The sequence below is a fragment of the Nonomuraea sp. NPDC050556 genome (genome assembly GCF_044457355.1).
Classification (GTDB): Bacteria; Actinomycetota; Actinomycetes; order Streptosporangiales; family Streptosporangiaceae; genus Nonomuraea.
The window spans coordinates 1,547,472-1,573,345 of record NZ_JBITGU010000001.1 but is presented as its reverse complement, the minus strand read 5'-3'; the positions used below and the strand labels follow the sequence as shown (position 1 = coordinate 1,573,345).

Genomic DNA, 25,874 nt, shown 5'->3' with positions numbered 1-25,874 from the left:
CGGTCTTCCCCCGTTCGCCTTGACCTTGTCACCAGCGTCAACCCTTAGCGTCGCGGGATGAGCAACACGGATCGGGTCGCCCTCCTCGCGCGCGACCAGAGCTTCTTCGACGCCCTGACGTCCGGCGACCTCGCGGCTCTGGAGGAGCTGCTGGATGACGACTTCGTCCTGGTCGGGGTCGAGGACGGGGCGCTGGCGGACAGGAAGATCGTGCTGGACCTGATGGCGTCCGGTGCACTCCGCTTCCCGGCCATCGACTCGTTCCCGGACGAGGCGATCGTCCGGGTCATCGGCCCGGTGGGCATCGTCGTCGGCCGCACGGGAATGACCTTCACCAACCCCGACGGGGCGACGTTCAGCGCAGGAAGCCGCTACACCCACGTGTACACCGCCGACACCCAGGGCACCTGGCACCTCCTCTCCGCCCAGGGCACCACCATCAAGCCCTGATCGGCGACCACACGCTCATCACCCGCCGCTCGCCCGAGCCTGACGCCGCTGTGCCCTCTCAATGATCCAGGTCGTGGTTTCCGATCCTGCTTCGGGCGAGAAGAGACCGAGGTGTCGCGGCAGGAGCGACACACCATCAAGCCCTGATCTCACTTCCCACAAGATCAGGAGATTTGACAGACTGTTGCCCCACACCGAACGCCCATGGCCCGATGAGGAGAGCCCCCATCTCCGCTCCGTCCAGCTTCGCGCAGGCGCTGCGCCGGCACCGGCGGGCAGCGGGCCTGACGCTGGAACAACTGTCCGAAGCCTCGGGCGTCAGCGTCAGGACCCTGTCCGACATGGAGCGCGGGCGCAGCACCGGCCCCCAGCATCGGACCGTCACCGCGCTGGCGCAGGCCCTCTCGCTGCCGGACGAGGACCGCCAGCAGCTCATCGACTGGGCGCGCGAAGGGCGCCTGCGCGACCACTGGGCCAGGCCCGGCGCCCTGGCGGAGCTGCCCAGGTCGGTGGACGACTTCACCGGCCGCTCAGCCGAGCTGGCGTGGGCCGACGACTTCATGCGCGCCGGAGACAGGCCGGGCGCCGCGGGCGTGGCTCTCGTCACGGGCGCGGCAGGGCTGGGAAAGACGACGTTCGCCGTCCGTACCGCTCACGTGCTGCGGCCAGGCTTCCCCGGCGGGGCGTTCTTCGTCGACCTGTTCGGCATGTCCGCCCGCCCGCTCCCCGCACAGGACGCCCTGTCCCTGCTGCTGCGCGCACTCGGAACCGCCGAGCGGGACATCCCACACGCCCCAGCGGAGCGCGCCTCCCTGTACCGGTCGTTGCTCGCCGAGCGGCGCGTGCTGGTGGTGCTCGACAACGCCGGGTCGGAGGAGCAGCTTCGCCCGCTGCTGCCCGGCGGGGGCGCGAGCCGCGTCCTGGCCACCAGCCGCCGGCTGCTGGCCGGGTTGGAAGGGGTGCACCGGCTGGGCCTCGGCCCGCTGCCGCCGGAGGAGGCGGCCGAGCTGCTGTCAGGCATCGTGGGCAGGCGCGGATCGTCGGACGGCGACGCGGCGATCAGCGAGCTCGCCGCGTTCTGCGGCGGCCTGCCCCTGGCGCTGCGCATCGTCGGCAACCGCCTGGTCAGCAGGCCGAGCTGGCCCGCAGCCGAGTTCGCCTACCGGCTGGCCGACGAGGAGCGACGCCTGGACCAGCTCAAGGCCGGCGATCTCAAGATCGCGACCGCGTTCGGGATGTCCTACCAGCAGCTCGCAGGCAGCGCGCAGCAGGTATTCCGCCGCCTGGCCCTGGTGCCGGGCCGCGACTTCGACGCCGACCTCGCCGCCGTACTCGGCAGCGTGCCGGTCGTGGACGCCTGGGACGCGTTGGACGACCTCGTGGACCTGGGCCTGCTGCAGGACGGCGCCTTCGGCCGCTACCGCTTCCACGACCTGGTCCGGCTGTTCGCCCGTGAACGGCTCATCGAGGAGGAGGCGACGGCCGAGCGCGAGGCGTCGGCGGAGCGGATGACGTCGTGGCTGGTGCGGATGGCCACCCTGGCCGGGCGCTGGTTCGAGCCCGCCTTCGGACCGCCAGACCAGCCAGACGCCGACCTCGCCGACCTGCCGTCGGCCGACCGCGCCGAGCGGTGGCTGCGCGCCGACGCCGACAACTGGCTGAGCGCCTTACGGCACGCGGCCGCGCACGGGCAGCACGCCCTCGTCCTGGAGTGCGCCGAGGCGATGCACTGGTTCTCCGACCGGTGGATCTCGTGGCCGCACTGGGCGGAGGTCTTCACCCTCGCCGCCGGGGCGGCAGCCGCCCTGCGGGAACCGGCCCGCCAGGCCACCCAGCTCAACTATCTGGCCTGGGTGCACTCGATCCCGCCGTCGGAGCCCGAGGCCGTGCTGCGGGTGGCCGCACAGGCGCTGGAGCTGGCCACCGCCAGCGGCGCCACCGCCCAGATCGCCGAATCCCACCAGTACCTCGCGGGCGCCTACCGGCGGCTCGGCAGGCACGCCGACGCCGTCGACTCCGCGGCGAAGGCCGCCGAGCTCTACCAGGACGACGGCGACGTGCTCAGCTACTGGATCAGCTTGGGCACCCTGGCGGAATGCCTGCGCGTCGACGGGCAGCACGAGGCGGCCCTGACACAACTCCGCCTGGTGCAGACCCTGGCGAGCCAGGACACCGCGCAGATGGCCTCCGCCGTCGCCCTGGAGGCGCCGCGCGTCCTGGCGGCCAACCTCATGGGAATCGGCCGCTGCCTGCTGCGGCTCGGCCGCCACGACGAGGCGATCACCACCCTGACCGAGGCCGTCCCCCTCCTGGAGCAGGCCCAGCTGCCGCACCATCGGGCCGTCGGCCTCCAGGACCTCGCGACCGCGCTCGGCGAGGGCGGCCGGACGAGCGAAGCCCTGGAGCACTACGCGCGTGCCGCCGACGCCTTCGACGCGGTCGGCGACGCAGCGGCGGCCCAGCGCTGCCGGGAGCAGGCGGCCGCCCTGGCCTGAGCAGAACTCTGCCTGCTGTTCTGCATGGTCCCGGCCGGGTGCCCGCGACTTGGATGGAGTCACACAAGGCACCATTCATCCAGGTCAGGAGCAACCATGACCATCAAGAACGTCGTGCTCGTGCACGGCGGATTCGTGGACGGATCCGGCTGGCAGGGCGTCTACGACGAGCTGTCCAGGGACGGCTTCACCGTCCGGATCGTGCAGAACCCCACGCTCTCCCTCGCCGGCGACGTCGCCGCGACCCACCAGGTCCTCGACGGTCTCGACGGCCCGGCCGTCCTGGTGGGCCACTCCTACGGCGGGGTGGTGATCAGCGAGGCAGGCAACCACCCCAACGTCGGCGTGCTGGCCTACATCGCCGCCTTCGCCCCAGACAAGGGCGAGTCGGTCAACACCCTCATCGCCGACCCGCCGCCCGGCGCACCCGTCCCGCCGATCCTCCCGCCGGTCGGCGGGTTCCTCTTCCTCGACAGGGACAGGTTCCACGCCTCCTTCGCCGCCGACCTGCCGGCCCAGCAGGGCGCGTTCCTGGCCGACGCGCAGGTGCCGTGGGGCGTGGACGCCCTGGGCGGGGCGGTCACCGAGCCGGCCTGGCGGCACAAGCCGGCCTGGTATCTGGTGGCGACCGAGGACCGGATGATCCCGCCGCCCGCCCAGCGGGCCATGGCCGAGCGGGCGGGCGCCACCACCGTCGAGGTGATCGGCAGCCACGCCGTGTACGTCTCCCAGCCCACCGGGGTCGCCGACCTCATCCGCCAGGCCGCCGCCTGACTTCAACGCATCACGCCCGGCCCGCGCGGGCCGGGCGGCACACCCCTCAACGTTCGGAGATCCGCCATGAAGTCCGCTTCGCCGCGCCGCCTGCTGCTCACGAGCGCCGCGGCCGGTCTGGCCGCCGCCCTGCTCGCCGTACCCTCCGCATCTTCGGCCGCCTCGGCCGAAGGCGGCGTCAAGCCCACGATCGTGCTGGTCCACGGCGGGTTCGCCGACGCCTCCGGCTGGACCGACGTGATCGAGCGCCTGCAGGCCGACGGCTACAAGACCATCGCCCCCGCCAACCCGCTGCGCGGCCTGCCCGTCGACGCGCCGTACATCACCAGCGTGCTCAAGTCGATCGAGGGACCGATCGTCCTGGTCGGCCACTCCTACGGCGGAGCCGTCATCACCAACGCCGCCGTCGGCGTCGACAACGTCAAGGCCCTGGTCTACATCGCGGCCTTCGTCCCCGACGAGGGTGAGCAGCTCGGCGCCCTGATCAACAAGTACCCCGGCACCGAGATCCCCGCCTCGGTCAAGGAGGTTCCGTATCCCGGCGGCGTCGACCTGTACCTGCGGCCCGACAGGTTCCGGGCCGCCTTCGCCGCCGACCTGCCCGCCTCCACCACCCGGCTCATGCAGGCCACCCAGCGGCCCTTCGCCGCCTCCTCCTTCACCGACACCACCACCGGCGCCGCCTGGCACACCATCCCCTCCTGGGCGCTGGTCGCCAAGGAGGACAAGGCGATCCCGCCCGCCCTGGAGCGCTACATGTACAAGCGCGCCAGGTCGACGGTCTACGAGACGGCCGCTTCCCACGTGCCGATGATGAGCCAGCCTCGGCTGGTGACCCGCATCATCAAGGACGCCGCGCAAGCAGTCGACTGACCCCGGCTTCCCCCGGCGAGGAGACGACACCCATGTCCCGCGAGCCCCTGCGGCCAGGCACCCACACCGTGGCCCTGCTGGGCATCCCGCACCGCTACCACGTCGCGGGCTCCGGCCCGCTCTGCCTGATGCACCCGGGCGGGCCGGGGATCGGGTGGGAGTACCTGCGGATGCCAGAACTGGAGCGGCACCTGACGCTGCTCTACCTGGAACCGGTCGGGACCGGCGGCTCCGGGCACCTGGCCACCCCCCGGGACTACACCGTCGGCACCTACACCGGCCTCCTGCGCGCCCTCGTCGATCACCTCGGCGCGCGGGAGGTGTTCCTGCTGGGCCACTCCCACGGAGGCCTCGTCGCCCAGACCTACGCCCTGACCCATCCGGGCAGCCTCGCCGGGCTCATCCTCTACAGCACCACGCCCGTCACCGGAGAGGAGTTCCGGAACCAGACCCTCCTGGAACGCCATCCCGCGGGCATCCTCCGGGCCTTCCGGCAGATGCTCGCCGCCACAGACAACGCGTCAGCGACCGAGGCCCTGCGCGCCGTCCTGCCCGCCTGCTTCGCCGACTACCAGGCACGCGAACACGACTTCGCCCCGCTCCGCGGCTCCATCCGAGCCTGGGCCGATCCGCTGCACGCGGAAGAGCCACCCTTCGACCTCCGCCACCGGCTGGCCGAGATCGGCACACCGACGCTGGTCGTCTCCGGCGCGCACGACGTCATCTGCGGCCCGCGCTGGGCCCGGATGCTGCACCACGGCATCCCCGGCTCGCGTTTCCTGCCCCTCAAGGGCAGCGGGCACCTGGGCCACATCGAGGAACCCGAGACCTTCGTCCGTGAGGTGACCGCATTCGTCCAGGTCAGCGGCGGGAGGCTATGGCGCCTGCCGAGGCGATGTTGATGATGACGATGGCGATCCACACCAGCAGGATGCCCGGCCCCTCCGCATAGGATCCGGCGATCGCGGTCAAGGGGATGCCCAGGGCCATCGAGCCCAGCGCGATGGGGATCATGGCCGCCCCGCCCCCGTCGGACTTCTTCCTGGCCTTCGGCCGTGGTCCGTACGCGTCCACCTCGGCACGCACCCGCGCGGCGATCGTGGCGTCCAGGCGCTCCGCGAAGGAGTCGACCAGCGCGGCTTCGTAGTCGGGTCCGAGGTCGCGGCGGGCGTCGAGAGTCGCGCGCAGATCCTCCCGGATGGGGTGCATGTCGGGCATGAGCCGACTGTGTCATGAGAAGGGCGCGCCGTCATCCCACCTGAGAGCCAGGTGCGAGATCCTCCCCAGGTACCGTTGCCCCATGGAGATCGAGACGCCGCGGGGGCCGGCGCTGGTCGAGGTGGACGAGGTGAAGCGGGCCAGGCTGCTGCTGGTCATGACGCACGGCTCCGCGGGCACCGTGGACGCGCCCGACCTGCTGGCCGTGCGCGACGCGGCGCTGGCGGCCAAGGTGACGGTGGCCCGGGTGACCCAGCCGTTCCGCCTGGCCGGGGCGCGCGCCCCCGGGTCGCCGGAACGCCAGGACGAGGCGTGGGCCGCCGTCCTGGCGGTGCTGCGGGCCAGGTGGCCGCGCCTGCCGCTGGTTCAGGGCGGCAGGAGCAACGGGGCCAGGGTGGCCTGCCGTACGGCCAAGGCCGTGGGCGCGAGCGCCGTGGTGGCGCTGGCCTTCCCCCTGCACCCGCCGGGCAGGCCGGAACGCTCCAGAGCGGACGAGCTGCGCGGCGCGGGCGTCGACGTGCTGGTGGTCAACGGCGACCGCGACCCCTTCGGCGTACCGGAGGAGGGGGACACCACCCGGCTGGTAGTCCTGCCGGGGGAGGGGCATGACCTGAAGAAGGACCCCGCGCGGGTGGGGGAGATCGTCGCCGAGTGGATCGCGGGCTACGCGAGACCCTGAAGGAGAAGCTCAGGCGGCTCCGACCGCGGGCCGGTGCGGCGCGATGCTCATGCCGCTCGGCAACAGCTCTCCGGTGTCCTCGAACAGGACGACGCCATTGCAGAGGAGGCTCCACCCCTGCTCGGGGTGGCAGGCCAGGGTGCGCGCGGCCTCGCGGTCGGGCGCATCAGCCGGCGGACAGGCCGGGTCGTGCGGGCACATCGGCGTGCCTCCGATATCTCGTGGACGGCTCCCCCGTGGAACGACTCAAGGGGAACGCTCGGGTGATGTTCTCAGCAAGTGTGCAATCTACGTCACACTTTCCGACATAGCCCGTTAGGACGGTTGAAGGAGGAGGCAGAGGGTGATCCTTCAGAGCCAGGGGGTCGTGTGACCTATGACACAGGGTGCCTCATGCTAGATAACGGTCCAACCTCAACACGCTGACAGAGTGGTAAACGATGGATTACGGCACCAGCCCGCGGATCAGCGCGTCGAGCCCGCGCTCGAAGTCGGCGTCGGCCCGCTGGTCGCGCCTGGTCCACGTGTCGACCTCGGGATCGGCCCACCCGGACTGCTGAACCTCGACCGCCACAGCCCCGAAGACGAAGGCCCGGAGCGTCCGTACGGCTTCCGCCGCCTCGTCCAGCCCGCCGTCCTCCAGCTGCTGGATCTGCTCGGTCACGGCGGCAGCCGTACCCCCTTTAGGTGGCTTGGTGAGGGCCAGTGCCAGCACGCCGGGGTGTTCGCGGAGCGCCTCCCTGCTGGCCCTGCACCAGGCGCGGGCGGTGTCCTGCCAGGTGGCGCCGCGGGCGACGCGGATGGCGGTGACGTGCTCGGCCAGGGCGTCCATCAGCGCCTCCTTGCCGCGGGGCAGGTGGTGGTAGATGGCCATGGCCTCCACCTCCAGCGCGTCGCCCAGCCTGCGCATGGTGAGCCTGCGCAGGCCCTGGCCGTCGGCGATGTGCAGGGCGGCGTCGATGATGCGCTCGCGGGAGAGCGGGACGGGCGGTCGTTTGGCGGGCATGGTGATCATCTTGCCAACCGTTACATTACTTTGTAAAGGGCGGCTCGCCGGGTCGAGTGCAGATCGCGATCGAAAACGGCGTAGGCTTCCGCTGGTAACGAGTGAAAGGGAGCTGTCGATGGCATTTTTCCGTCCGCGTGTGAGCCGTGAGGCCGAGGTGCGCTTCCACGCCGATCAGGAGATCTCCAAGAGCTTCCCCGACCTGCTGGCCAGGGCCAGGGCGGCCGAGCTGGTCCTGCGCGACCTGCTGGCCTCCGACGTGGACGAGATCGAGCTGCGCGCCGGGGGGCTGGCCTTCGACGAGGCGCTCACCGAGGCGCTGCGTGCCGCCGAGGCGGGGCAGCGGGCCACGTTCGGCGTGTACGCCTACGACGACCGCATCCGCCGCCGCAAGGCCAAGGCGACGCCCGACGGCGCGCTGTGGACCGCCGAGGTCGACAGGCTGCGCACGCTGCGCGAGGAGAACAGGCTCAACGGCATCGCGCGCGTCCCGCGCCCGGTGCCCGCCGCCGCCTGACCCACCATGGTGATCGTCCGGGTGCGGACCAACCTCGGGCTGGTGCCCGGGGTGGAGCGCCTGGGCGACGCATTGCTGGAGGCGGGGCTGGCCGAGGGGCTCGGCGCGGAGCTGGGCCCTGTGGTGGAGGCTCCGCCGTACCGGCACGAACGCGAGCACGACCTGCTCAACCGCGACGCTCTGGCGCGGGTGGCCGCCGAGCAGGCGGCCGTCGTCGGTGAGGTGCTCGACTCGGAACGGTTTCCGATCGTGCTGGGCGGCGACGACAGCGTCATCTTCGGCACCCTGCTGGCCCTGCGCGAGCGCGGCGTGCACGGGCTGGTGTTCCTCGACGCGCACACCGACTTCTACCCGCCCGCCGGCTCGCCCACCGGGCAGGCCTCCGACAGCGAGCTTTACCTGGCCTTCCATCGCGAAGGCGCGCTGGGCTGGAGCGGCCCGCTGGTGACCGGGGAGCGCGCCGCCCTCATCGGGCACCGCGACCCGGACGAACCTGGCGACACCGGCGAGCTCGTGGCCGACAGCGGCGCCCTGGTGATCACTCTGGAGCAGGTGCGCGAGCTGGGCGTGGCCGAGACCGCCAGGCGGGCGCTCGCCCGCGTCGGCGGCCCTTTCCTGCTGCACATCGACGCCGACGTGCTGGACGACGACCTGATGCCCGCCGTCGACTACCGGCTGCCCGGCGGGCTGAGCGCGGCGGAGTTCACCGAGCTGGTGAGCCTGCTGCCCGCCGCCGCGCTGGACGTCGCCATCTACAACCCGGCGCTCGACCCTGACGGCACCGCGGGCCGTACGCTCGCGCGGTGCCTGGTCGAAGGGCTAGGCCAGCAGGTCGAGCAGCCGGTCGACGGGTAGCGCGGGGGAGCGGTGCCCGTCGCGCCCGGTCATCTCGCGCGCCGCGAGCAGGGCGTTGAGCACCGCCTCCTCCACCGACCGCACGACGGCGTCGAAGAAGGGGTCCATGCGGCCCCACGGGACGAACCGGAGCTGCTGGTAGTCGTCGGATGGCTCGCCCGTGTCGGCCGTGGAGAAGGCCAGGAACACGTCGCCGGAGAAGTGGCTGCCGGTGGTGCCCGTCCTGGCCAGCCCGAGCGGCACCCGGCGGGCCAGGGCCTTGCACTGGCCGGGCAGCAGCGGCGCGTCGGTGGCCAGCACGACGATGACCGAGCCGGATCCCGGCGGCACGTGCCAGGCGCCCAGGGGGTCGTCGTCGAGCAGGTGCTCGCCGACGCGCACGCCGCCGACGGTCAGCTCGCGGCGGCTGCCGAAGTTGGCCTGGACGAAGGCGCCCACGGTGTAGGTGTCCCCGGCATGGGACACCAGGCGCGAGGACGTGCCGGAGCCGCCCTTGAAGGAGTAGCAGTTCATGCCGGTGCCGCCGCCGACGTTGCCCTCGGCCACCGGCCCGCCGGTGGCCGAGGAGATGGCCTGGGCGGCGTGTTCGGCACGCACGTGGGGGGCATTGATGTCGTTGAGGTAGCCGTCCCACGTCTCGGCGACCACCGGCAGCAGCCAGGGCGAGGGCACGCGCGGGGCTGCCCATTCGATGACGCCGCGGTGGACGGTGCCGACGGCGTGCGTGTTGGTGATCATGACGGGCAGGGTCAGCGCGCCGGTCTCCTCGATCCAGTGCGATCCGGTCATCTCGCCGTTGCCGTTGAGCGCGTGGATCCCCGCGGCGCACGGGACGGCCACGCCGTCCCTGCCGCGCGGAAGGATCGCGGTGACGCCCGTGCGCGCGGCGCCCTCGGTGAGGGTGACGTAGCCGACCTCCACCCCCGGCACGTCGGTGATGGCGTTGTACGGCCCGGCCGTGCCGTCCAGGACGATCGGCAGCTCCCGCGCCCTCACAGCGCGCAGCCCGTCGCCGACCTGGCATAGCTCAGCAGCAGCTCCAGCGCCCGCGAGGGCGGCAGCGAGCCGTTGCGCGAGACGATGTGCAGCCCGTAGGCGTCCTCGAGCGCCACGAGGTTGGCCGCCAGGTCGAGCACCGGCCCGGTCAGCTCGAAGTGCCCCTGCCCCACGCCCACCTCCAGGATCGCCGCGTACATCGCCACCTGCCTGTCCCACAGGCTCTGCGACAGCGCCGTGAACACCGGGTTGGTGCGGCAGTTGCCGAACTCGTACAGCACCACGGCCAGCTCGTCGTCCGGCCCGTCCGGCAGCCCGTGCATGATCGACTCGACCAGCTTGTGCCGGGCGTCGGGCAGCGCGGCCGCCGCGTTCATCCGGTCGGTGAAGAAGCGGTCGCCCGCCTGCTGGTAGACGCGCTGGAGGAGTTCGTCCAGGTCGCGGAAGTAGTAGTGGACGGAGCCTCGGGCCACCCCCGCCTCGTCGGCGATGTCGGCCACGCGCACCTGGGACAGGCCGTGCCTGCGCACGGCCCTGGTCGCCGCGGCCACGAGCTGGTCGCGGCGCGCTGTCTGGTTTCTCGGTCTAGCCACTCCACAATTCTTTGACGTAACCGTCAATTTACGCAAGTGTCTTGACGTGGGGTAGGTAAGTAACTTTGGCTGAGGTGCCAAAGAATCCCTCACCCCCCGGGATGCCACATGGCGTACGCGCAGGACCTGAACCGCTCCCTGTCCCTCAAGGAGAACGTGCTGATCACGCTCTCCTCCGTCACCCCCGCCTCCAGCGTCTTCATCATCGTGCCCGCCATCGTGGCCGGGATCGGCGGCGCTTCGGCGATCGCGCTGGTGCTCGGCGCGATCGTCGGCGTCTTCATGGCCTTCTGCTACGCCGAGCTGTCCAGCGCCTTCCCGGTCACCGGCGGCGAGTACGCCTTCGCCGCCAGGATCCTCGGCAAACCGACCGGGTTCGCCCTGTTCGCCCTGTCGATGGTGGGCAACGTCTTCATCGTCGCGGTGATCGCGCTGGGCACCGGCGACTACCTCGGCGTGGTGTGGACCGCGCTGTCCGGCAAGACCGTCGGCCTGATCGTGCTGGTGGCCGCCACGCTCATCGCGGTGTTCAACATCCGCGCCAACGCGTGGCTGACCGGGGTGTTCCTGCTGCTGGAGCTGGCCGCCCTGGTCGTGCTGTCGGCGCTGGGCTTCCTGCACGTCTCGCGGCCGGTCAGCGTGTTGTGGACGCCCGGCCAGGACGTGTCGTGGGGGCTGATCGCCAGCTTCACCGCAACCGCGCTGTTCGCCTACAACGGGTACGGCACGGCCGTGTACTTCTCCGAGGAGACCAGGAACGCCGGCCGGCTGATCGGCAAGGCCATCCTCGTCTCGCTGGCCGTCACCGTGGTGGCCGAGCTGGTGCCCACGGTCGCGGTGCTGCTCAGCGCCCCCGACCTGGCGGCCAAGGCGCCGATGAGCGACGTGCTGGGCACCCACGGCGGCGCGGTCGTCAACACCGTGGTCAGCCTGGGCATCGCGCTGGCCATCGTCAACGCGGTGATCGCGATCCTCATCCAGTCGGGGCGGCTGCTGTTCTCCTCGGCCAGGGACGGCTCGTGGCCCGACGTGATCGGCAGGCCGCTGGCCTCGGTGCATCGCAAGCTGCTCACGCCGGTGGTGGCCACGCTCGTCATGGGCGGGCTGGCGACGCTGGTCGCGGCGTTCGTGAGCCTCGACGTGCTGATCATCGCCACGGGTGCGAACGTGGTGGCGCTCTACACGCTGGTGGCGCTGTCGGCGCTGGTCGGGCGGGCGCGCGGGCTGACCGACCGGGGCGAGTACCGGATGCCGTGGTGGCCGCTGGCGCCCGTCGTGGTGATCGTCATGATGGTCTACGTGGCCTACCAGACGCTGGTGGCCGACTGGGTGCCGATGGCGGCGACGCTGGGGATCCTGGCGGCGGGCTACGTCTACTACGCCGTGTACCTCTATCCGCGCCGTGCCGAGCGGTTCACCCTTCCCGATCCCGTGCCGGAGGACTGAGGATAGGGGCGTGGCCGGTCGATGGGTTCCTGCGGCGGTCGCGATCGCCCTCGTGGTGCTGGGCGTGGTGGCGACAGCCGTACGGCTGGACGCTCCCTCCGACGGCACCGTGGTACGGCTGGGCGGGGCGACCTGGCACCTCGACGGCGTCGTGGTGGACGTCCTGGCTCCCCGTCCCGGGGAACTTCGCGCCGGGGACCTGGTCACCGGGGTCGCGGGCAGGCGGCTGGCCGACGGCCTCGGCACGGTCCAGCCCCCGGCCCCTGGCACGACCCTCGCCTACGAAGCGGGCAGGACGGTGGCGGTGCGGGCCGAGCGGTCCGACCCCGCCCCGATGCTCGTGGAGAGCTGGGGCAACCTGGTGTTCGTCCTGGCGCTGGCCGGGCTGGCCGCCGCCCTGTACCTGCGGCGGCCGGACGAGCCCGCCGCCGCGCCGCTGCTGGTGCTGTCGGCCGGGCTGCTGGGCAGCACGCTCACCGTCACCGCCGGGCTGCCCGCCCTGGCCCTGGCCACCGGCGGGCCCCAGCTGTGGCTGTTCCACCTGAACGCGGTCGTCTCCTACTCCGTCGCCTGGGGCGCGCTGCTGGCCTTCGCCACCGCGTTCACCGCACGCGAACCCCGGCCGCGGCTGACCGCCGCCCTCTACGCCGCGCCCCTGGCCGTGATGGCCGGGTGGGCCGCGCTCGCCGCCCTGGCCGCGCCCGACGCGTTGCGCTGGCTGGGCCTGCTGCACACCGGGCAGACAGCGGTCGTGGCGCTGTCCCTGCTGACCTCGATGGTGTGGGGCACGATCAGCTACCGGGCCAACCGCGACCCGCTGATGCGCGCCAGGATGCGCTGGCTGCTGGGCGGCGGCGCGGTCGCCGCCGTGCTCGGCATCGCGGGATGGCACGTGCCGCAGCTCATCACCGGCGCGCACCCGCTGCCGTGGGGCGCGCTCGGACTGACCGGGCTGCCGTTCGTGGCCGGGATCGGGGTGGCGCTGCGCAGGCACCGCCTCTTCGACATCGAACGGCTGGCCAACAGGTCGCTGGTGTACGCCATGGTGATCGCGGCGCTGGTCGCCGGGTACGCGGCCGTGGTGGCGCTGCTGGTCAGCGGGTTGCGGCTGTCGGGCACGATGGCGGCGGCGCTGGCCGCGGCGGGGGCCGCACTGGCGCTCGCGCCGCTGCGCAACCTCGCCCAGAGCACGGTCAACCGGGTGATGTACGGCGACCGCCACGACCCGGTGGGCGCCATGACCAGGCTCGGCGCTCGGTTGCAGGCGGTGCTGCTGCCCGACGACGTGCTGCCCGCCGTGGTGGAGACCGTGGCGCGGTCGCTGCGCGTGCCGTACGCGGGCATCGACCTGGTCGACGGCAGGACGGCCGAGTACGGCACGCCGGTCGGCGAGGTGCACCTGGAGCCGCTGCGCTACCACGGCACGCTCGTCGGCCACCTGCGGGTCTCCGCGCGCGGCGCCGACGACCCGCTCGACCCCGTCGACCTCGGCCTGGTCGCGTCGCTGGCCCAGCAGGTGGGGACGGCCGTGCAGGCGGTGCGCCTGCACGACGACCTGGTCAGGTCCAGGGCCGAGGTGGTCGCCTCGCGCGAGGACGAGCGCCGCAGGCTGCGCCGCGACCTGCACGACGGCCTGGGCCCGTCGCTCGCGGCCATCGGGCTGAAGGCCGGGCTGGCGGCCCGCGCGGTGCCCGGCGACTCGGCGGCCAAGGCCCTGCTGGACGAGATCGCGGTCGAGGTGAGCGCGTCGCTGGCCGACGTGCGCCGCCTGGTGGAGGCGCTGCGCCCGCCCGCGCTGGACGAGCTCGGCCTCGTCGGCGCGCTCAGGTCGCGCGCCGCGTCCCTGGAGGGCGCCATGTCCATCGACGTGCGCGCCGAGGAGGAGCTGCCCGACCTGCCCGCGGCCGTCGAGACGGCCGCCTACCGGATCGCCGTCGAGGCGATAACGAACGCGGCACGCCACAGCGGCGCGACCCGCTGCACCGCGACAATGACGATGGCGGACGGCGGGCTGGAGGTGCGGGTGCGCGACGACGGCGGCGGCCTCGACCCGGCACGGGCGCCGGGGGTGGGGTTGCGTTCCATGCGGGAGCGGGCGGCCGAGGTGGGCGGCGAGTGGTCGATCGGCTCGCCGCCCGAGGGCGGCACGCTGGTCAGGGCGTTCCTGCCGACGCGGAGGGGAGGGGCGGGATGATCCGGCTGATCGTCGCCGACGACCACCCCGTGTTCGTGTCCGGCCTGCGCGCGCTGCTGCAGGCCGAGGCGGACATGGAGGTGCTGGCCGTGGCGGCCACCGGCGCCGAGGCGCTGGCCGCCGCCCTCGAGCACCGGCCCGACGTGGCGGTGCTGGACGTGAACATGCCCGCAGGTGACGGGCTCACCGTCACGGCCCGGATGCGTGCGGAGGGGCTGCCGACGCGGGCGCTGATCCTGACGATGTACGACGACGACGAGAACGTCCTGGCGGCGCTGCGGGCGGGGGCGCACGGGTACGCGCTCAAGGGGGCCGGTGGCGAGGAGATCGTGGCCTCGGTGCGGGCGGTGGCCCGGGGGGAGGCGGTGTTCGGGGCGGGGGTGGCGTCGCGGCTGCTGGCGCACTTCGCGCGTGCTGTGTCCGCCACGCCGTTTCCGCAGCTCACCGAGCGGGAGCACGAGGTGCTGGGGTTGGTTGCTCAGGGGCTGGACAACACGACGATCGCGCGGCGGCTTGGTGTGAGCGGGAAGACCGTGCGCAACCACGTGTCCAACGTGCTGACCAAGCTGCACCTGGCCGACCGGTCCGCCGCCATCGTGAGGGCCCGCGAGGCGGGGCTCGGCTAACCCAACGCGGCTGGCGCCTCCAACCTAGGGCCCCGCCGGAGCCCACCCTCGGCGTGCGCCCGCGCGCCTTCCGCCTCACCCCAGAGGGCCGCGCCCACGCGCTGGAGCTGCTCGGGTTGACCGAGTCGGCTATCGCCTTTGTCTCCATCGGGACCGTCCTGCCCGACGGCGGCAGTCTGCTGCGGCGCTGGTACGTCCTCGACGTGCCAGGCATCGTCATCTCTACCCTGGAGCGCCATGAGCGACATCTACCAGTACACCGACCGCGACGGCGACGAGCTGACCGTGGAGTCCGTCGACTACGACGGCGTGCTCGGCGTCCTCACCACCGACGACAGGATTGTCGCCGTCCACATTGAGCCCGATCGGGCCTGGGAGGTCCGCGAAGCCATCCTCGAGGCCGCAGGGAGCTCGGTCTACGACCGGATCGAGTTGCGCATCGCGGAAATCCTCCAGGACGGGCCGACCGACCCGTCGGAGGTCGCGGGGCACGCGACATCGGCCGCCTGCGATGCCCTCGACGAGGCGGGCCTGGTCGTCGTCTTCCCTGATCACCATCAGGAGCTGCTCGCGCTGCTCGCTGAGCTGCACGACCCCAACCCGTGCGACCACTTCGACCACCACGGCAGCTGCCAAACCCATGGCTGGCTGGAGGACGGCCGCTGTGCTCGTGCACGAGCCCAACAACTCCTTGCAGCCCTTCCCGAGAGAAGTGCCGCTGACGGCCTCTGCCAGTGTTCAGCTGCGGTTCCGCCCGATGATCAAACGCCGGGTGGGAGGGATAGCGAACAGCAGCCCGAGGGCCGTAGCCCAAGCGATCATGATCGTAAGCGGATCCCCACCGGGGACCGCGAACATTGCGACGACATAGACGACGAATGCGGCGACAACTCCACGAAGAACGCGCACGTGATCGACTCTAGGGCACAAGACCTCCGCCACCGCTACGCCGAAGCGCTCATCGCGCGGATCAAGCAGTGCGTCGTCCCTAATTCGGGGTGGGGTCCTCAGGAATGGCTCAGATCTTCGGAGCCTCCGAGTTCGACCTTGCTGACGCCGCCTTGGCCATACGGGATGAGGAGCTGGAGCAGTTCCGCCATGAGGTGTACATCCAGAAGATCGGGACCAAGGGCCTGCATGCCGCCGCTGATCGCGGAGCACAGTACCTACGCTATGAACATCGTGAATGGCAAGTAAGGGGCAGTAGTCGGGCCGGCGCAACCCCCGAATACCTGGAAGATTCACTGCCTTCAGGTCTGGAGGAATGGCGCTTTCAGTTTTGGCCAGTGTTTCAGGCTGAACCAGAACTCCACCGTCTACCCCGTCGGCCCCTTCCCTAAGGTGCGCGGAACGGGAACGGCATGGGCTTCCGGGGTCTCCCTCGGCGGCAGCGTCCTTTGCGCGGTTCGCCTACTCGGTTTGAGCAGGTAAGCCGGCAAAGACCTGCTCAGTCGGTCCATAGAGGGCCGTACGCCCCGTCCAACGGGATCAGTGCCACCGTCGGGTGTTTCCCGGGTTGGTCGGGACTGCTGTCCCGTGACGTCGGGACATGCGCCCGTGCAGCCTGGCGTCCATGAGGACGCGGGCGGTCAGCGGGCTGGGCCTGGTCGGCGCGGCGGCGGTCTGTCTCACCGGGGCCGCGCTCGCACCGGCGCCCGCCGCGTGGGCGTCGGTGGTGGGCGCGTGGCTCGCCGTCGTGTCGGCCGCCCTGGTCTACCGCGACCTGGCCCGGCACAACGGCCGCAGGAGGACAGCGGTCGCGTTGGCGCTGCTGGGCGTCGTGGCGTCGGCACGGACGGTCGAGGCGACGCTGCTGGCGGCCAACACGCGGTGGAGCACGGCCCAACCCCTCAGTGCGATGGGCGCTGCTCAAGCGGGGTGGGCCGCCCAACCCCTCCTGGTGGCGGGGGCGGTCGCCGGGCTGGTGCTGCTGGCGTACGCCGCGGGCCGGGCCGGGCTGGCCGGACCCGTCCTCGGCGCGTGCGCCGCGGCCGCGGCGCTGCTCGGCGCCTTCCTCACCGACCCCTACACGCCGGGCGCGGGCCTGCTGGGCGCCGCCGTACTGGTCAGGACGATCTCGAAGGGAACGACAGGATGAGAGTGGTCTACAAGGTGACGGCCTACGTCATCGCGGCCGAGGTGGCCCTGCAGGGCGCGTTCATCGCGCTGGCCATCGCCGGGCTGGGCAAGTGGGTCGCCGACGGCAACGTGTTCGACAAGGCCGTCATGCAGAGCGAGGAGCTGCCGTTCCCCGAGGTCATCGGCATCATCCTGCACGGGATCAACGGAGGCCTGGTGATCCCCGCCCTGGCGGTCCTGCTGCTGGTGTTCTCCTTCTTCGCCCGCGTGCCCGGCGGGGTGAAGTTCGCGGTGCTGGTGCTCGTGCTGGTCGCCGTGCAGTCGAGCCTGGGCTACGCCGGGCACGACCTCCCGGCGATGGGCGGGGTGCACGGGCTGAACGCGCTGCTGCTGTTCGCCGCCGCGCTGCACACCGGGCGGCGGGCGCACCCGGTGAGCGCTGACGCGCCTGTGGCGACGACGGTCTGATGTCCCGGTTGCGGCTCGTGATCTCGGGGGTGGCGGCGCTGGCCGTCCTCGGTCCGCTCGGGTGGATGTGGCAGGACAGCCTGCTCCCCTCGGCGTACTCGGTGATGGGCGAGCACGCCCGTCACGGTGGGCGCAGCGTCACCACGCTGGTGGCCGATCCGCTGCGCAAGGCGGACGTCGAGGTGACGCTCACCGCGCGCGAGGCGCGGTTCCGGCTGGCCTCGGGCCGCCAGGTGGACGGGTACACGCTGAATGGGAGCTCGCCCGGCCCGCCGATCGAGGCCAGGCAGGGGCAGCTCGTGCAGGTGAAGCTGGTCAACGCCTCGGTGCCGGGCGGGGTGACCCTGCACTGGCACGGCGTGGACGTGCCCAACGCGGCAGACGGCGTGGCCGGGGTCACCCAGGACGCGGTGGCCGTGGGCAAGGAGTACGTGTACCGGTTCGTCGCCCGCCAGGCGGGCACGTTCTGGTACCACTCCCACCAGGTCTCCCACGAGCAGGTGGCCGGGGGCCTGCTCGGCGCGCTGGTCGTCCACCCGGCCGGGCGCGCCCCCGACGTGGACGTCGTGGCCCTGACGCATCTCTACCGGGGGACGCGCACGCTCAACGGGGCCGAGAGCGACACCCGGGTGGCCGCGCCGCCGGGCGCCAGGGCGCGGGTCAGGGTGATCAACACCGACAACGGCGCCACCTCGGTCTGGGTCACCGGCGCTCCGGCGCGGCTGGTGGCGATCGACGGCACCGACGTGCACGGCCCTGCGCCCTTCGAGCGCGCGGCGGTGCTGGTGACGGCGGGGGCGCGGGCCGACCTCGAGGTGACGATGCCCGCCGACGGCAGCCCTGTCCGGGTGCAGGTCGGCGGGCCGCTGTCGGTGGTGCTCGGCTCGGGCGCTCCGCCACCGAGCGCCAGACCGGCCGCGACGGTCGATCCGCTGACGTACGGCACCGCCGTACCCCTGAAGCTCGGCCCGCCCGACCGGAGCTTCCGCTACGTGATCGGCAGGCGGCCGGGGTTCATCGACGGGGTTCCCGGGCTCTACTGGACCGTCAACGGGCACCTGTTTCCCGACATGCCGATGTTCATGGTCGCCGAAGGGGACGTGGTGCGCATGACGATCGTCAACGACAGCGGCGAGGTGCACCCGATGCACCTGCACGGCCACCACGCGGTGGTGCTGTCCAGGAACGGGGTGGCGGCGACCGGCAGCCCCTGGTGGGTCGACTCGCTGAACGTCGGCACCGGCGAGTCCTACGACCTGGAGTTCGTGGCCGACAACCCGGGCATCTGGGTCGACCACTGCCATGACCTGCCGCACGCGGGCGAGGGGCTCATGGCGCACCTCATGTACGAGGGCGTGACGACGCCCTTCCTCATCGGCGGTTCTGCGAACAACTCATCGGAGTGAGACATGCGCGCATGGGCGGGCGTCAGCGGAGTCCTCGGCTTGGTCGCGGCCGCGTTCCTGGTGCTGTTCTACGTGGCCGCGCGGCCCTGGGAGGCAGGAGGGCAGGAAGGCTGGTACGGCCTGGCCAACGACGTCCTGACGGCGCTGCAGTACGTGGCGCTGGTGCCCGTCGTCGTGGGGCTGGGGCGGCTCATGCCGGGCGACGCGCGGGCGCGCCGGTGGACGCGGGTGGGGCTGGTGGCCTCGATCGGGGTGGTCGTGCTGCAGGTGCTGCTGGTCACCGGGCTGCTGCCGTTCGCCTACCAGGTCGTGCCGGTCAGCCTGTGCGGGGTGGCCGCCATGTGCTGGGCGGGCGGCATCAGCGCCGCCGGTGCCCGCGCGGGCGCGCTGCCCGGGGCCGTGACCGGGTTCGGGCGGGCGGTGGCCGTCGGGCTGCCGGTCGCGGTCGTCGCGTTCGCCGTCGGCGCGCTGGTCACCGCGGTGTTCGACGTGCCGTGGGCGTGGGTGGCCGGAGGGGTGCCCGGCGTGGTGGTGTGGGCGATGTTCCCGGCCTGGGCGGTGCTGCTGGCAGCAGTACGGCCCGGCACCACGTCGGTGCCGGGCCGTACCTGAGACGACGTCAGCTGGCCCAGTCGAGCAGCGGGCGGGTGTTGCTGGGGTGGCGCAGCTTGGACAGCGACTCCTTCTCCAGCTGCCTGATCCGCTCCCTGGTCAGCCCCAGGTGCTTGCCGATCTCGTCCAGGGTGTGCGGCTTGCCGTCCACCAGGCCGAAGCGCAGCGCCATGATGCGCGCCTCGCGCGGCGACAGGTTCTCCAGCACGCCGCGCAACTGGTCGCCCAGGAGCTGGCGGTCGACGATCTCGGAGGCCTCGGGGGAGTCGACGTCCTCGATCAGGTCGCCGATGGTCGTCTCGCCGTCCTCGCCGATGGTGGCGTTGAGGGAGATCGGCTGCCTGCTGGTGCGCAGCAGCTCCTCGATCTGGTCGGGCGTCTTGTCCAGCTCGACGGCCAGCTCCTCCGGGGTGGGTTCGCGGCCGAGCTTCTGGTGCATGTCGCGCTCGATGCGCGACAGCTTCGACAACATCTCCAGCACGTGCACGGGGAGCCGGATCGTGCGGGCGGAGTCGGCGAAGCCGCGCTGGATGGCCTGGCGGATCCACCACATGGCGTAGGTGGAGAACTTGAAGCCCTTGGTGTAGTCGAACTTCTCCACCGCGCGGATCAGGCCGAGGTTGCCCTCCTGCACGACGTCGAGCAGCGCCATGCCGCGGTCGGTGTACTTCTTGGCGACCGAGACCACGAGGCGCAGGTTGGCCTCCAGCATGTGGTCCTTGGCCTGCCTGCCGTCCTCGACGACCAGTTCCAGGTCGGCGCGGCGGGCGGGGGTGAGATTATCCTCACACTCCAGCTTGTACTCGGCGTACAGGCCGGCCTCGATGCGCCTGGCCAGGTCGACCTCCTGCGCCGCCGTGAGCAGCGTGCGGCGGCCGATCGACTTCAGGTAGGTGTGCACCGAGTCGCCCATGACGGACTGGTTGTCGTCCAGGTCGAGCGGCTCCGCCTCGATCTCGGCGTCCTCAGCGGACAGCACGACCTCGTCCGGCCCGTCCTCGTCGGAGGCCTTGGGAGCGTCCTTCTTGGCGGGTTCCGCCTTTTTTGCAGCGGTCTTCTTCGTGGTCGTGGCCTTTTTGCGTGCCGCCTTGGGGGCCGCGCCCAGAGAGGGCTCGTTCTCTGCCGCCAGGCTCACGCCTGCCTCGGTGAGTTCGCGCAGGATGGACCGGCCCTCGGTGGGGCTGATGCCGGCCTGGGCGAAAGCGTCGCGCAGCTCCGCAAGGGACAGGTGACCCTGCGCTCGCCCTCGGGAAAGGAGCTCGTCGAGGGTGGCTGGCTGGGTAGCCACGGCGGTTGTGGGCATGAGGACACCTCCTCCATCACGGAGTCGTACAACAGTCGTCAGAAGTTTGGGTGGGGCGGCTGCGGCCGCTCGGCGCACCAGTATCAATAACGCCACAGGCCGCCATTTGTTCCCGCGGCCACGAAAAAAGGGCAGATCAGCCTATGAGGTGATCTGCCCTGCAGGCAAAAGCTCAGCCGGCCGGCTTCACCTCGCCGTTGATCACCACTTCCGGCATGGGCATGGGCTCGGCCTGTTCCATGCGCTCGCCCGTCCAGTACTCGGCCACCTTCTGGGGGTCGCCGTTGACCTCGTGGGAGACCACGAAGTCGGGGGTCGTGGGGGTGGGGGACGGCTCGGCCGCCGGCTGTTGCTGCTCCACCACTGCCTTCGTCTCCTGGGCTGCCTTCTCGATCCTGCCCGCCGAGGCAGCGGCGGCCACGGAGGCTCCGCCGACGACGATGACGCCGACGACTCCCGCTGACACCCACATCTTGCGGGTCGGTTTCATGAAGGACTCCTTGTCGTTCCAGCTGCACTCACTATGACGCAGCCGGAGCCCGTCAGGTTCCGGTCCGGAGCGCGGCCATATCGGTTTTGCCATTCGCCAGCAGAGGAAGCGCGGACAGTATCCGCAGTTCACGGGGCGCCGCGTAGGGGGGGAGGCGGTCGGCGGCGTAGGCGCGCAGCTGCTGCAGGGTGGGCGGGCGGCTCTGGTCGGCTGGCACGACGAAGGCGGTGACGGCCTCGCCCCACTCGGGGTCGGGCGTGCCCACGACGGCGACGTCGGCGACCTCGGGGTGGCGGGCGAGGACGGCGGCCACCGAGGCGGCGACCACCTTCTCGCCGCCGGTGTTGATGACGTCGTCGGCCCTGCCCAGCACGCGCAGCCGGCCGCCGGTGAGCTCGCCGAGGTCGGAGGTGGCGAACCAGCCCCCGTCGTACGGCTCGCCGAACCGGTAGCCGGAGAACAGCACCGGGCCGGAGATGAGGATGCGCCCGTCGTCCCCGATTTTGAGATCTACATTGTAAAGGGGGCGGCCGTCGTACACGCAGCCGCCGCTCGTCTCGCTCATCCCGTACGTGGTGACCACCCGGGCGCCGAGCGCCCTGGCCTCGGCCAGCAGGCCGGGCATGGGGGCGGCGCCGCCGAGGAGAACGGTGCCGAACACCGACAGGTCGGCGTTCATGGCCACCAGCCGGTGGAGCTGGGTGGGCACGAGCGAGACGTGCGTCGCGCCCGACTCCAGTACTGCTACGGGGTCGAACCGCTCGTGGATGATCGGCTCGGCCTCGGCCAGGATCGATCGGACCAGGACCTGCAGCCCTGACACGTGCGACGGAGGCAGGCAGCACAGCCACCGCTCGCCCTTGGCGGCGCCGAGCCTGCGCAGCGAGGCGGCCGCCGAGGTCCGCAGCGCCTGCGCCGACAGCTGCACTCCCTTGGGCGTGCCGGTGCTGCCACTGGTGGCGATGACCACCGCGACGTCGGGCGGCACCCCTTCGCCGTCGGCCTGCCGTACCCCGTCCACGTGGGTCGGCCGCAGCGGTCCTGGATCCATGCCGGGCGGCAGCGGCAGGACCGCGGGACCCTCGCCCGACAGGGCCGCCGTGACGGCCTCGAACAGGCGTGGACCGGGCGGCAGCGTGAGCGCGTGCAAGGGCCGGTCCGGATGCGACGGGTTCCTCCTCATGCTCGTAAGGTTATGGGCACAGGCATCGGACAGGAGAACGGGCGTTGACACCGCGGGTCTTCAGGATTGCTATGCGTACCCGCTTTCGTGGTCAGAGCGTGCGCGAGGGCGTGCTCATCCACGGGCCCGCCGGGTGGGGGGAGTTCTCGCCCTTCCCCGAGTACGGGGCGCGGGAGTGCGCGCGCTGGCTGGCGTGCGCGCGGGAGGCGGCGTTCGACGGCTGGCCCCGGGCGGTGCGCTCGCGGATCCCGGTCAACGCCACCGTTCCAGCTGTGTCGGCTGAGCGCGCTTTCGAGCTGGTCAGAGGTTCGGGCTGCACGACGGCCAAGGTGAAGGTGGCCGAGCGCGGTCAGAGCTTCGCCGAGGATCTCGCGCGCGTGGAGGCGGTGCGGGACGCGCTGGGCTCGCAGGGCAAGGTGCGGGTGGACGCCAACGGCGCCTGGAGCGTGGATGAGGCGGTGCGCCACCTCAAGGAGCTCGACCGCTTCACCCTGGAGTACGCCGAGCAGCCCTGCGCCACCCTGGAGGAGCTGGCCGAGGTGCGCAGGAAGGCCGACGTGCCGATCGCGGCCGACGAGTCGATCAGGCGCGCCGAGGACCCGCTGAAGGTGAAGGCCGCCGAGGCGGCCGACATCGCGGTGGTCAAGGTGCAGCCGCTGGGCGGGGTGCGCAACGCGCTGCGGGTGGTGGAAGCCTGCGGGCTGCCGGCCGTGGTGTCCAGCGCGGTGGAGACGTCGGTGGGCCTGGCGGCGGGGCTGGCGCTGGCGGCGGCGCTGCCGGAGTTGCCGTACGCGTGCGGGCTGGGCACGATGTCGCTGCTGTCGGGCGATGTCGTGACAGACTCTCTGGTGGCCGTGGACGGTTTCATCGAGGTACGCCGCCCCCCGGTGAACCTTCAAGCTTTGTCGGAATATGAGATCCAGTCGCCGTCATGGCTCCACCGGATGCAGGAGGCCGCCCAGTGAACCCCGCCACCGCGCTGGCCACGGTCCTCGTCGACGAGTTGGTGCGGTGCGGGCTGACCGACGTGGTGCTGTCGCCCGGCTCCCGCTCTGCCCCGCTGGCGCTGGCGCTGCACGCCGAGTCGCGGGTACGGATGCACGTGCGCATCGACGAGCGCTCGGCCTCCTACGTGGCGCTGGGCCTGGCCCGGCGGATGGAGCGCCCGGTGGCGCTGATCTGCTCCTCCGGCACGGCGGTGGCCAACTTCCACCCGGCCGTCATCGAGGCGAGCGAGTCGGGCGTGCCGCTGCTGGTACTGACCGCCGACCGGCCCCCCGAGCTGCGCGGCACCGGCGCCAACCAGACGATCGACCAGGTCAAGGTGTACGGCGGGGCGACCCGCTGGTTCGCCGAGGTCGGCGTCCCCGAGGAGCGTCCTGGCCAGATCGCCTACTGGCGTTCGCTGGCCTGCCGCGCCTACCAGCGCGCGATGGGCCCCTCCGACCCCGGCCCGGTGCACCTCAACCTGGCCTTCCGCGAGCCGCTCATCCCCGACGGCGACACCACGTGGTGCGAGCCGCTGGACGCCGACGGCCCGTGGGTGCGCGCCCGGGTGGCGCCGCCGCCGGTGGCGCTGCACCTGCCGCCGACCAGGCGCGGCGTGCTCGTGGTCGGCGACGGCGCGGCCAACGTGCGCCGCTATATCGCCGCGGCGGGAATGGCGGGCTGGCCGGTGCTGTCGGAGCCGAACGGCGGCGGCCGTTACGGCGACCACGCCATCTCCACCTACCACTTCCTGCTGGGCACGCCGGAGTTCGCCGACGCATACCCGCCCGACGTGGTGGTGACGCTGGGCCGTCCCGGGCTGTCGCGGCCGCTGCTGTCGTGGCTGAAGCGGGCGCCGGAGCACATCGTGGTGGCCACCGACCTGTCGCGCTGGCCCGACCCGACCCGCTCGGCCACGCAGGTGGCGCAGGCGGTCGAGATCCCGGTCGCGGCCGGTGACGACAGCTGGCTGCACGGCTGGCGGCGGGCGGACGCGGCGGCGCGGGCGGCGATCGACGACCTGCTGGACACCTCGGGGCTGAGCGAGCCGCGGCTGGCGCGCGACCTGGTGGAGGCTCTGCCGAACGGGGCGCTGCTGTTCTGCGGCTCGTCGATGCCGATCAGGGACCTGGACCAGGCGATGCGGCCCAGGCGCGGCATCAGGCTGCTGGCCAACCGCGGCACGTCGGGCATCGACGGGCTGGTGTCGACGGCGATCGGGGCGGCGCTGGCGCACAACGGGCCGTCGTTCGCGCTGCTGGGTGACCTGACGTTCCTGCACGACCAGAACGGGCTGATCCTGGGGCCGCGCGAGCCCAGGCCGGACCTGTGCCTGGTGGTGGTCAACAACGACGGCGGCGGCATCTTCTCGCTGCTGCCGCAGGCGGCGCTGCGCGACCCGTTCGAGCGGATCTTCGGCACCCCGCACGGGGTCAACCTGGAGTACGCCGTGGCGGCGACCGGCACGCCGTACACGCTGGTCAGTGATCTGAGCGAGCTGCCCAAGGCGTTGCGCGGGGAGGGGTTGCGCGTGGTGGAGGTGCGGACGGAGCGTGAGCAGAACGCGGCCCTGCACGCGGCGATGCGCGAGGTGGCCCAGTCGGCGATCCGCGCGTCGTTGACCTGACGCGGAGCTGACACTGTGCGCGCCGGACGGCTGCTGTCGCTGCTGCTGCTGTTGCAGACGCGCGGGCGGATGACGGCGACCGAGCTGGCCGGCGAGCTCGAGGTGTCGGTGCGCACCGTGTACCGGGACGTGGAGGCGCTGTCGGGGGCCGGGGTGCCGGTGTACGCCGATCGCGGTCCTTTGGGCGGCTACCAGTTGCTGGACGGGTACCGTACCCGGCTGAACGGGCTGACGCCGGAGGAGGCGTCGTCGTTGTTCCTGGCCGGGTTGCCTGGTCCGGCGGCGGAGCTGGGGCTGGCGGAGGTGGCGGCCAACGCGGAGCTGAAGCTGCTGGCGGCGCTGCCGCCGGAGCCGCGCTCGCAGGCGGCCCGCATGCGGGAACGGTTCCACCTGGACGTGCCCGGCTGGTACCGGAGCTCGGACGACGTGCCGTTCCTGGGCGAGGTGTCCGAGGCGGTGTGGGACGAGCGGCCGATCAGGATGACCTACCGGCGCTGGGGCCAGCAGGAGGTCGAGCGCGTCGTCAACCCCTACGGGCTGGTGCTCAAGGGCGGCTCCTGGTACCTGGTGGCCGCGCCCGAGGGCGGGTCGCCGCGCACCTACCGGGTCTCGCGCATCCTGACCGTGCAGGTGCTGCCCGGCACGTTCACCCGCCCTGCCGACTTCGAGCTGACCGCGTTCTGGCGCTCCTACGCCCAGGAGTTCCGCGAGCGCATGTACACCGCCGAGGCGGTGGTGCGGGTCGCGCCGGGGATGGACAGCCTGCTGGCCTACACGCTGGGCACCGACGTCGTCACCGCCGCGCTGGCCGGGGCGGGTGAGCCCGACGAGCAGGGCTGGGTGACGATCACGCTGCCGGTGGAGTCGCTGAACCACGCGCGCTGGCTGCTGCTGCGGCTGGGCGCGTCGGTGGAGGTGCTGGCGCCGCAGGAGCTGCGGGAGCTGATGACGGCGGAGATAACCGCGTTGAGGAATCTGTACGGATAACCCAGGATGG

General features: G+C 72.0%; 27 protein-coding genes. 19 read left to right on the top strand and 8 right to left on the bottom strand.

What is annotated here, in order from left to right; genetic code table 11:
• Positions 1-57: 57 nt before the first annotated feature.
• From ACIBG8_RS08025 to ACIBG8_RS08005, 5 genes are all read left to right on the top strand, one after another.
• Positions 58-450, top strand: coding sequence for a nuclear transport factor 2 family protein (locus ACIBG8_RS08025; protein ID WP_397341852.1), 393 nt, complete (start codon positions 58-60; stop codon positions 448-450).
• Between the two features lie 212 nt (positions 451-662).
• Positions 663-2,945, top strand: coding sequence for a tetratricopeptide repeat protein (locus ACIBG8_RS08020; protein ID WP_397341851.1), 2,283 nt, complete (start codon positions 663-665; stop codon positions 2,943-2,945).
• A 96-nt stretch (positions 2,946-3,041) separates the two neighbouring features.
• Entirely contained in the window at positions 3,042-3,719 is a 678-nt protein-coding gene (locus ACIBG8_RS08015) for an alpha/beta fold hydrolase (RefSeq protein ID WP_397341849.1), read from the top strand.
• Positions 3,720-3,785: 66 nt separating this feature from the next.
• Positions 3,786-4,592, top strand: coding sequence for an alpha/beta fold hydrolase (locus ACIBG8_RS08010; protein WP_397341848.1), 807 nt, complete (start codon positions 3,786-3,788; stop codon positions 4,590-4,592).
• 32 nt (positions 4,593-4,624) lie between these two features.
• Positions 4,625-5,494 (top strand): alpha/beta fold hydrolase, encoded by an 870-nt coding sequence (locus ACIBG8_RS08005; protein ID WP_397341847.1) that lies wholly within the window; start codon positions 4,625-4,627, stop codon positions 5,492-5,494.
• On the opposite strand, the gene ACIBG8_RS08000 is transcribed toward ACIBG8_RS08005, so the two are convergent.
• Positions 5,454-5,810, bottom strand: a complete 357-nt coding sequence (locus tag ACIBG8_RS08000) for a hypothetical protein (protein ID WP_397341846.1) — start codon at positions 5,808-5,810, stop codon at positions 5,454-5,456. The genes ACIBG8_RS08005 and ACIBG8_RS08000 overlap by 41 nt on opposite strands.
• An 82-nt stretch (positions 5,811-5,892) precedes the next feature.
• On the opposite strand from ACIBG8_RS08000, the gene ACIBG8_RS07995 reads away from it, so the two are divergent.
• Entirely contained in the window at positions 5,893-6,489 is a 597-nt protein-coding gene (locus ACIBG8_RS07995) for an alpha/beta family hydrolase (RefSeq protein ID WP_397341845.1), read from the top strand.
• A 9-nt stretch (positions 6,490-6,498) separates the two neighbouring features.
• Here the strand turns inward: ACIBG8_RS07995 and ACIBG8_RS07990 are convergent, their stop codons facing one another.
• Both ACIBG8_RS07990 and ACIBG8_RS07985 read right to left on the bottom strand, forming a co-directional pair.
• Positions 6,499-6,690 carry a DUF5999 family protein gene (locus ACIBG8_RS07990; protein WP_397341844.1) on the bottom strand — a complete coding sequence of 64 codons (192 nt, stop codon included), beginning with the start codon at positions 6,688-6,690 and terminating at the stop codon, positions 6,499-6,501.
• Between the two features lie 244 nt (positions 6,691-6,934).
• Positions 6,935-7,495, bottom strand: a complete 561-nt coding sequence (locus ACIBG8_RS07985) for a TetR/AcrR family transcriptional regulator C-terminal domain-containing protein (RefSeq protein WP_397341843.1) — start codon at positions 7,493-7,495, stop codon at positions 6,935-6,937.
• Positions 7,496-7,613: 118 nt separating this feature from the next.
• Here ACIBG8_RS07985 and ACIBG8_RS07980 point away from each other — a divergent pair, with 118 nt between their 5' ends.
• Both ACIBG8_RS07980 and ACIBG8_RS07975 read left to right on the top strand, forming a co-directional pair.
• Complete coding sequence (locus ACIBG8_RS07980; RefSeq protein ID WP_397341842.1) at positions 7,614-8,012, top strand: hypothetical protein; 399 nt, start codon at positions 7,614-7,616, stop codon at positions 8,010-8,012.
• A gap of 6 nt (positions 8,013-8,018) precedes the next feature.
• Complete coding sequence (locus ACIBG8_RS07975) at positions 8,019-8,867, top strand: arginase family protein (protein WP_397341841.1); 849 nt, start codon at positions 8,019-8,021, stop codon at positions 8,865-8,867.
• On the opposite strand, the gene ACIBG8_RS07970 is transcribed toward ACIBG8_RS07975, so the two are convergent.
• Together ACIBG8_RS07970 and ACIBG8_RS07965 are read right to left on the bottom strand one after the other, a co-directional pair.
• Positions 8,832-9,863 carry a P1 family peptidase gene (locus ACIBG8_RS07970; protein ID WP_397341840.1) on the bottom strand — a complete coding sequence of 344 codons (1,032 nt, stop codon included), beginning with the start codon at positions 9,861-9,863 and terminating at the stop codon, positions 8,832-8,834. The two genes, ACIBG8_RS07975 and ACIBG8_RS07970, sit on opposite strands and share 36 nt — an antisense overlap.
• Positions 9,860-10,456: a TetR/AcrR family transcriptional regulator gene (locus ACIBG8_RS07965; protein ID WP_397341839.1), complete on the bottom strand. Its 597-nt coding sequence runs from the start codon at positions 10,454-10,456 to the stop codon at positions 9,860-9,862. The genes ACIBG8_RS07970 and ACIBG8_RS07965 overlap by 4 nt, the downstream gene beginning before the upstream one ends.
• A gap of 108 nt (positions 10,457-10,564) precedes the next feature.
• Here ACIBG8_RS07965 and ACIBG8_RS07960 point away from each other — a divergent pair, with 108 nt between their 5' ends.
• From ACIBG8_RS07960 to ACIBG8_RS07925, 8 genes are all read left to right on the top strand, one after another.
• Positions 10,565-11,902 (top strand): APC family permease, encoded by a 1,338-nt coding sequence (locus ACIBG8_RS07960; protein ID WP_397341838.1) that lies wholly within the window; start codon positions 10,565-10,567, stop codon positions 11,900-11,902.
• A gap of 10 nt (positions 11,903-11,912) precedes the next feature.
• Positions 11,913-14,096, top strand: a complete 2,184-nt coding sequence (locus ACIBG8_RS07955) for a sensor histidine kinase (protein WP_397341837.1) — start codon at positions 11,913-11,915, stop codon at positions 14,094-14,096.
• Positions 14,093-14,722 carry a response regulator gene (locus ACIBG8_RS07950; protein WP_397341836.1) on the top strand — a complete coding sequence of 210 codons (630 nt, stop codon included), beginning with the start codon at positions 14,093-14,095 and terminating at the stop codon, positions 14,720-14,722. The genes ACIBG8_RS07955 and ACIBG8_RS07950 overlap by 4 nt, the downstream gene beginning before the upstream one ends.
• Positions 14,723-14,959: 237 nt before the next feature.
• Positions 14,960-15,919, top strand: coding sequence for a hypothetical protein (locus ACIBG8_RS07945; protein ID WP_397341835.1), 960 nt, complete (start codon positions 14,960-14,962; stop codon positions 15,917-15,919).
• A 376-nt stretch (positions 15,920-16,295) separates the two neighbouring features.
• Positions 16,296-16,820 (top strand): hypothetical protein, encoded by a 525-nt coding sequence (locus ACIBG8_RS07940; RefSeq protein WP_397341834.1) that lies wholly within the window; start codon positions 16,296-16,298, stop codon positions 16,818-16,820.
• Positions 16,817-17,269, top strand: coding sequence for a hypothetical protein (locus ACIBG8_RS07935; RefSeq protein ID WP_397341833.1), 453 nt, complete (start codon positions 16,817-16,819; stop codon positions 17,267-17,269). Before ACIBG8_RS07940 ends, ACIBG8_RS07935 begins: the two co-directional genes overlap by 4 nt.
• Entirely contained in the window at positions 17,269-18,675 is a 1,407-nt protein-coding gene (locus tag ACIBG8_RS07930) for a multicopper oxidase family protein (RefSeq protein WP_397341832.1), read from the top strand. The genes ACIBG8_RS07935 and ACIBG8_RS07930 overlap by 1 nt, the downstream gene beginning before the upstream one ends.
• Before the next feature lie 3 nt (positions 18,676-18,678).
• The gene (locus ACIBG8_RS07925) at positions 18,679-19,287 is read left to right on the top strand and encodes a hypothetical protein (protein ID WP_397341831.1); all 609 of its coding nucleotides are present in this window, start codon (positions 18,679-18,681) and stop codon (positions 19,285-19,287) included.
• Positions 19,288-19,294: 7 nt separating this feature from the next.
• Here ACIBG8_RS07925 and ACIBG8_RS07920 read toward each other — a convergent pair whose 3' ends face one another.
• From ACIBG8_RS07920 to ACIBG8_RS07910, 3 genes are all read right to left on the bottom strand, one after another.
• On the bottom strand, positions 19,295-20,590 hold the full coding sequence (locus ACIBG8_RS07920; RefSeq protein WP_397341830.1) for a sigma-70 family RNA polymerase sigma factor: 1,296 nt from the start codon (positions 20,588-20,590) through the stop codon (positions 19,295-19,297).
• Between the two features lie 172 nt (positions 20,591-20,762).
• Positions 20,763-21,080 (bottom strand): hypothetical protein, encoded by a 318-nt coding sequence (locus ACIBG8_RS07915; protein ID WP_397341829.1) that lies wholly within the window; start codon positions 21,078-21,080, stop codon positions 20,763-20,765.
• A gap of 52 nt (positions 21,081-21,132) precedes the next feature.
• Positions 21,133-22,263 carry an AMP-binding protein gene (locus ACIBG8_RS07910; RefSeq protein WP_397341828.1) on the bottom strand — a complete coding sequence of 377 codons (1,131 nt, stop codon included), beginning with the start codon at positions 22,261-22,263 and terminating at the stop codon, positions 21,133-21,135.
• Between the two features lie 71 nt (positions 22,264-22,334).
• Here ACIBG8_RS07910 and ACIBG8_RS07905 point away from each other — a divergent pair, with 71 nt between their 5' ends.
• The 3 genes from ACIBG8_RS07905 to ACIBG8_RS07895 are packed head-to-tail and all read left to right on the top strand — an operon-like array spanning position 22,335 to position 25,864.
• Entirely contained in the window at positions 22,335-23,228 is an 894-nt protein-coding gene (locus ACIBG8_RS07905) for an o-succinylbenzoate synthase (RefSeq protein WP_397341827.1), read from the top strand.
• Positions 23,225-24,877 carry a 2-succinyl-5-enolpyruvyl-6-hydroxy-3-cyclohexene-1-carboxylic-acid synthase gene (menD, locus tag ACIBG8_RS07900; RefSeq protein ID WP_397341826.1) on the top strand — a complete coding sequence of 551 codons (1,653 nt, stop codon included), beginning with the start codon at positions 23,225-23,227 and terminating at the stop codon, positions 24,875-24,877. Before ACIBG8_RS07905 ends, menD begins: the two co-directional genes overlap by 4 nt.
• A gap of 15 nt (positions 24,878-24,892) precedes the next feature.
• Positions 24,893-25,864 carry a helix-turn-helix transcriptional regulator gene (locus ACIBG8_RS07895; protein WP_397341825.1) on the top strand — a complete coding sequence of 324 codons (972 nt, stop codon included), beginning with the start codon at positions 24,893-24,895 and terminating at the stop codon, positions 25,862-25,864.
• Positions 25,865-25,874 lie beyond the last annotated feature (10 nt).

Coding starts and splice junctions, on each gene's coding strand:
- ACIBG8_RS08025 (WP_397341852.1), top strand. CDS start 58: ATGAGCAACACGGATCGGGTCGCCCTCCTCGCGCGCGACCAGAGCTTC.
- ACIBG8_RS08020 (WP_397341851.1), top strand. CDS start 663: ATGAGGAGAGCCCCCATCTCCGCTCCGTCCAGCTTCGCGCAGGCGCTG.
- ACIBG8_RS08015 (WP_397341849.1), top strand. CDS start 3,042: ATGACCATCAAGAACGTCGTGCTCGTGCACGGCGGATTCGTGGACGGA.
- ACIBG8_RS08010 (WP_397341848.1), top strand. CDS start 3,786: ATGAAGTCCGCTTCGCCGCGCCGCCTGCTGCTCACGAGCGCCGCGGCC.
- ACIBG8_RS08005 (WP_397341847.1), top strand. CDS start 4,625: ATGTCCCGCGAGCCCCTGCGGCCAGGCACCCACACCGTGGCCCTGCTG.
- ACIBG8_RS08000 (WP_397341846.1), bottom strand. CDS start 5,810: ATGCCCGACATGCACCCCATCCGGGAGGATCTGCGCGCGACTCTCGAC.
- ACIBG8_RS07995 (WP_397341845.1), top strand. CDS start 5,893: ATGGAGATCGAGACGCCGCGGGGGCCGGCGCTGGTCGAGGTGGACGAG.
- ACIBG8_RS07990 (WP_397341844.1), bottom strand. CDS start 6,690: ATGTGCCCGCACGACCCGGCCTGTCCGCCGGCTGATGCGCCCGACCGC.
- ACIBG8_RS07985 (WP_397341843.1), bottom strand. CDS start 7,495: ATGCCCGCCAAACGACCGCCCGTCCCGCTCTCCCGCGAGCGCATCATC.
- ACIBG8_RS07980 (WP_397341842.1), top strand. CDS start 7,614: ATGGCATTTTTCCGTCCGCGTGTGAGCCGTGAGGCCGAGGTGCGCTTC.
- ACIBG8_RS07975 (WP_397341841.1), top strand. CDS start 8,019: ATGGTGATCGTCCGGGTGCGGACCAACCTCGGGCTGGTGCCCGGGGTG.
- ACIBG8_RS07960 (WP_397341838.1), top strand. CDS start 10,565: ATGGCGTACGCGCAGGACCTGAACCGCTCCCTGTCCCTCAAGGAGAAC.
- ACIBG8_RS07950 (WP_397341836.1), top strand. CDS start 14,093: ATGATCCGGCTGATCGTCGCCGACGACCACCCCGTGTTCGTGTCCGGC.
- ACIBG8_RS07945 (WP_397341835.1), top strand. CDS start 14,960: ATGAGCGACATCTACCAGTACACCGACCGCGACGGCGACGAGCTGACC.
- ACIBG8_RS07940 (WP_397341834.1), top strand. CDS start 16,296: ATGAGGACGCGGGCGGTCAGCGGGCTGGGCCTGGTCGGCGCGGCGGCG.
- ACIBG8_RS07935 (WP_397341833.1), top strand. CDS start 16,817: ATGAGAGTGGTCTACAAGGTGACGGCCTACGTCATCGCGGCCGAGGTG.
- ACIBG8_RS07930 (WP_397341832.1), top strand. CDS start 17,269: ATGTCCCGGTTGCGGCTCGTGATCTCGGGGGTGGCGGCGCTGGCCGTC.
- ACIBG8_RS07925 (WP_397341831.1), top strand. CDS start 18,679: ATGCGCGCATGGGCGGGCGTCAGCGGAGTCCTCGGCTTGGTCGCGGCC.
- ACIBG8_RS07920 (WP_397341830.1), bottom strand. CDS start 20,590: ATGCCCACAACCGCCGTGGCTACCCAGCCAGCCACCCTCGACGAGCTC.
- ACIBG8_RS07915 (WP_397341829.1), bottom strand. CDS start 21,080: ATGAAACCGACCCGCAAGATGTGGGTGTCAGCGGGAGTCGTCGGCGTC.
- ACIBG8_RS07910 (WP_397341828.1), bottom strand. CDS start 22,263: ATGAGGAGGAACCCGTCGCATCCGGACCGGCCCTTGCACGCGCTCACG.
- ACIBG8_RS07905 (WP_397341827.1), top strand. CDS start 22,335: ATGCGTACCCGCTTTCGTGGTCAGAGCGTGCGCGAGGGCGTGCTCATC.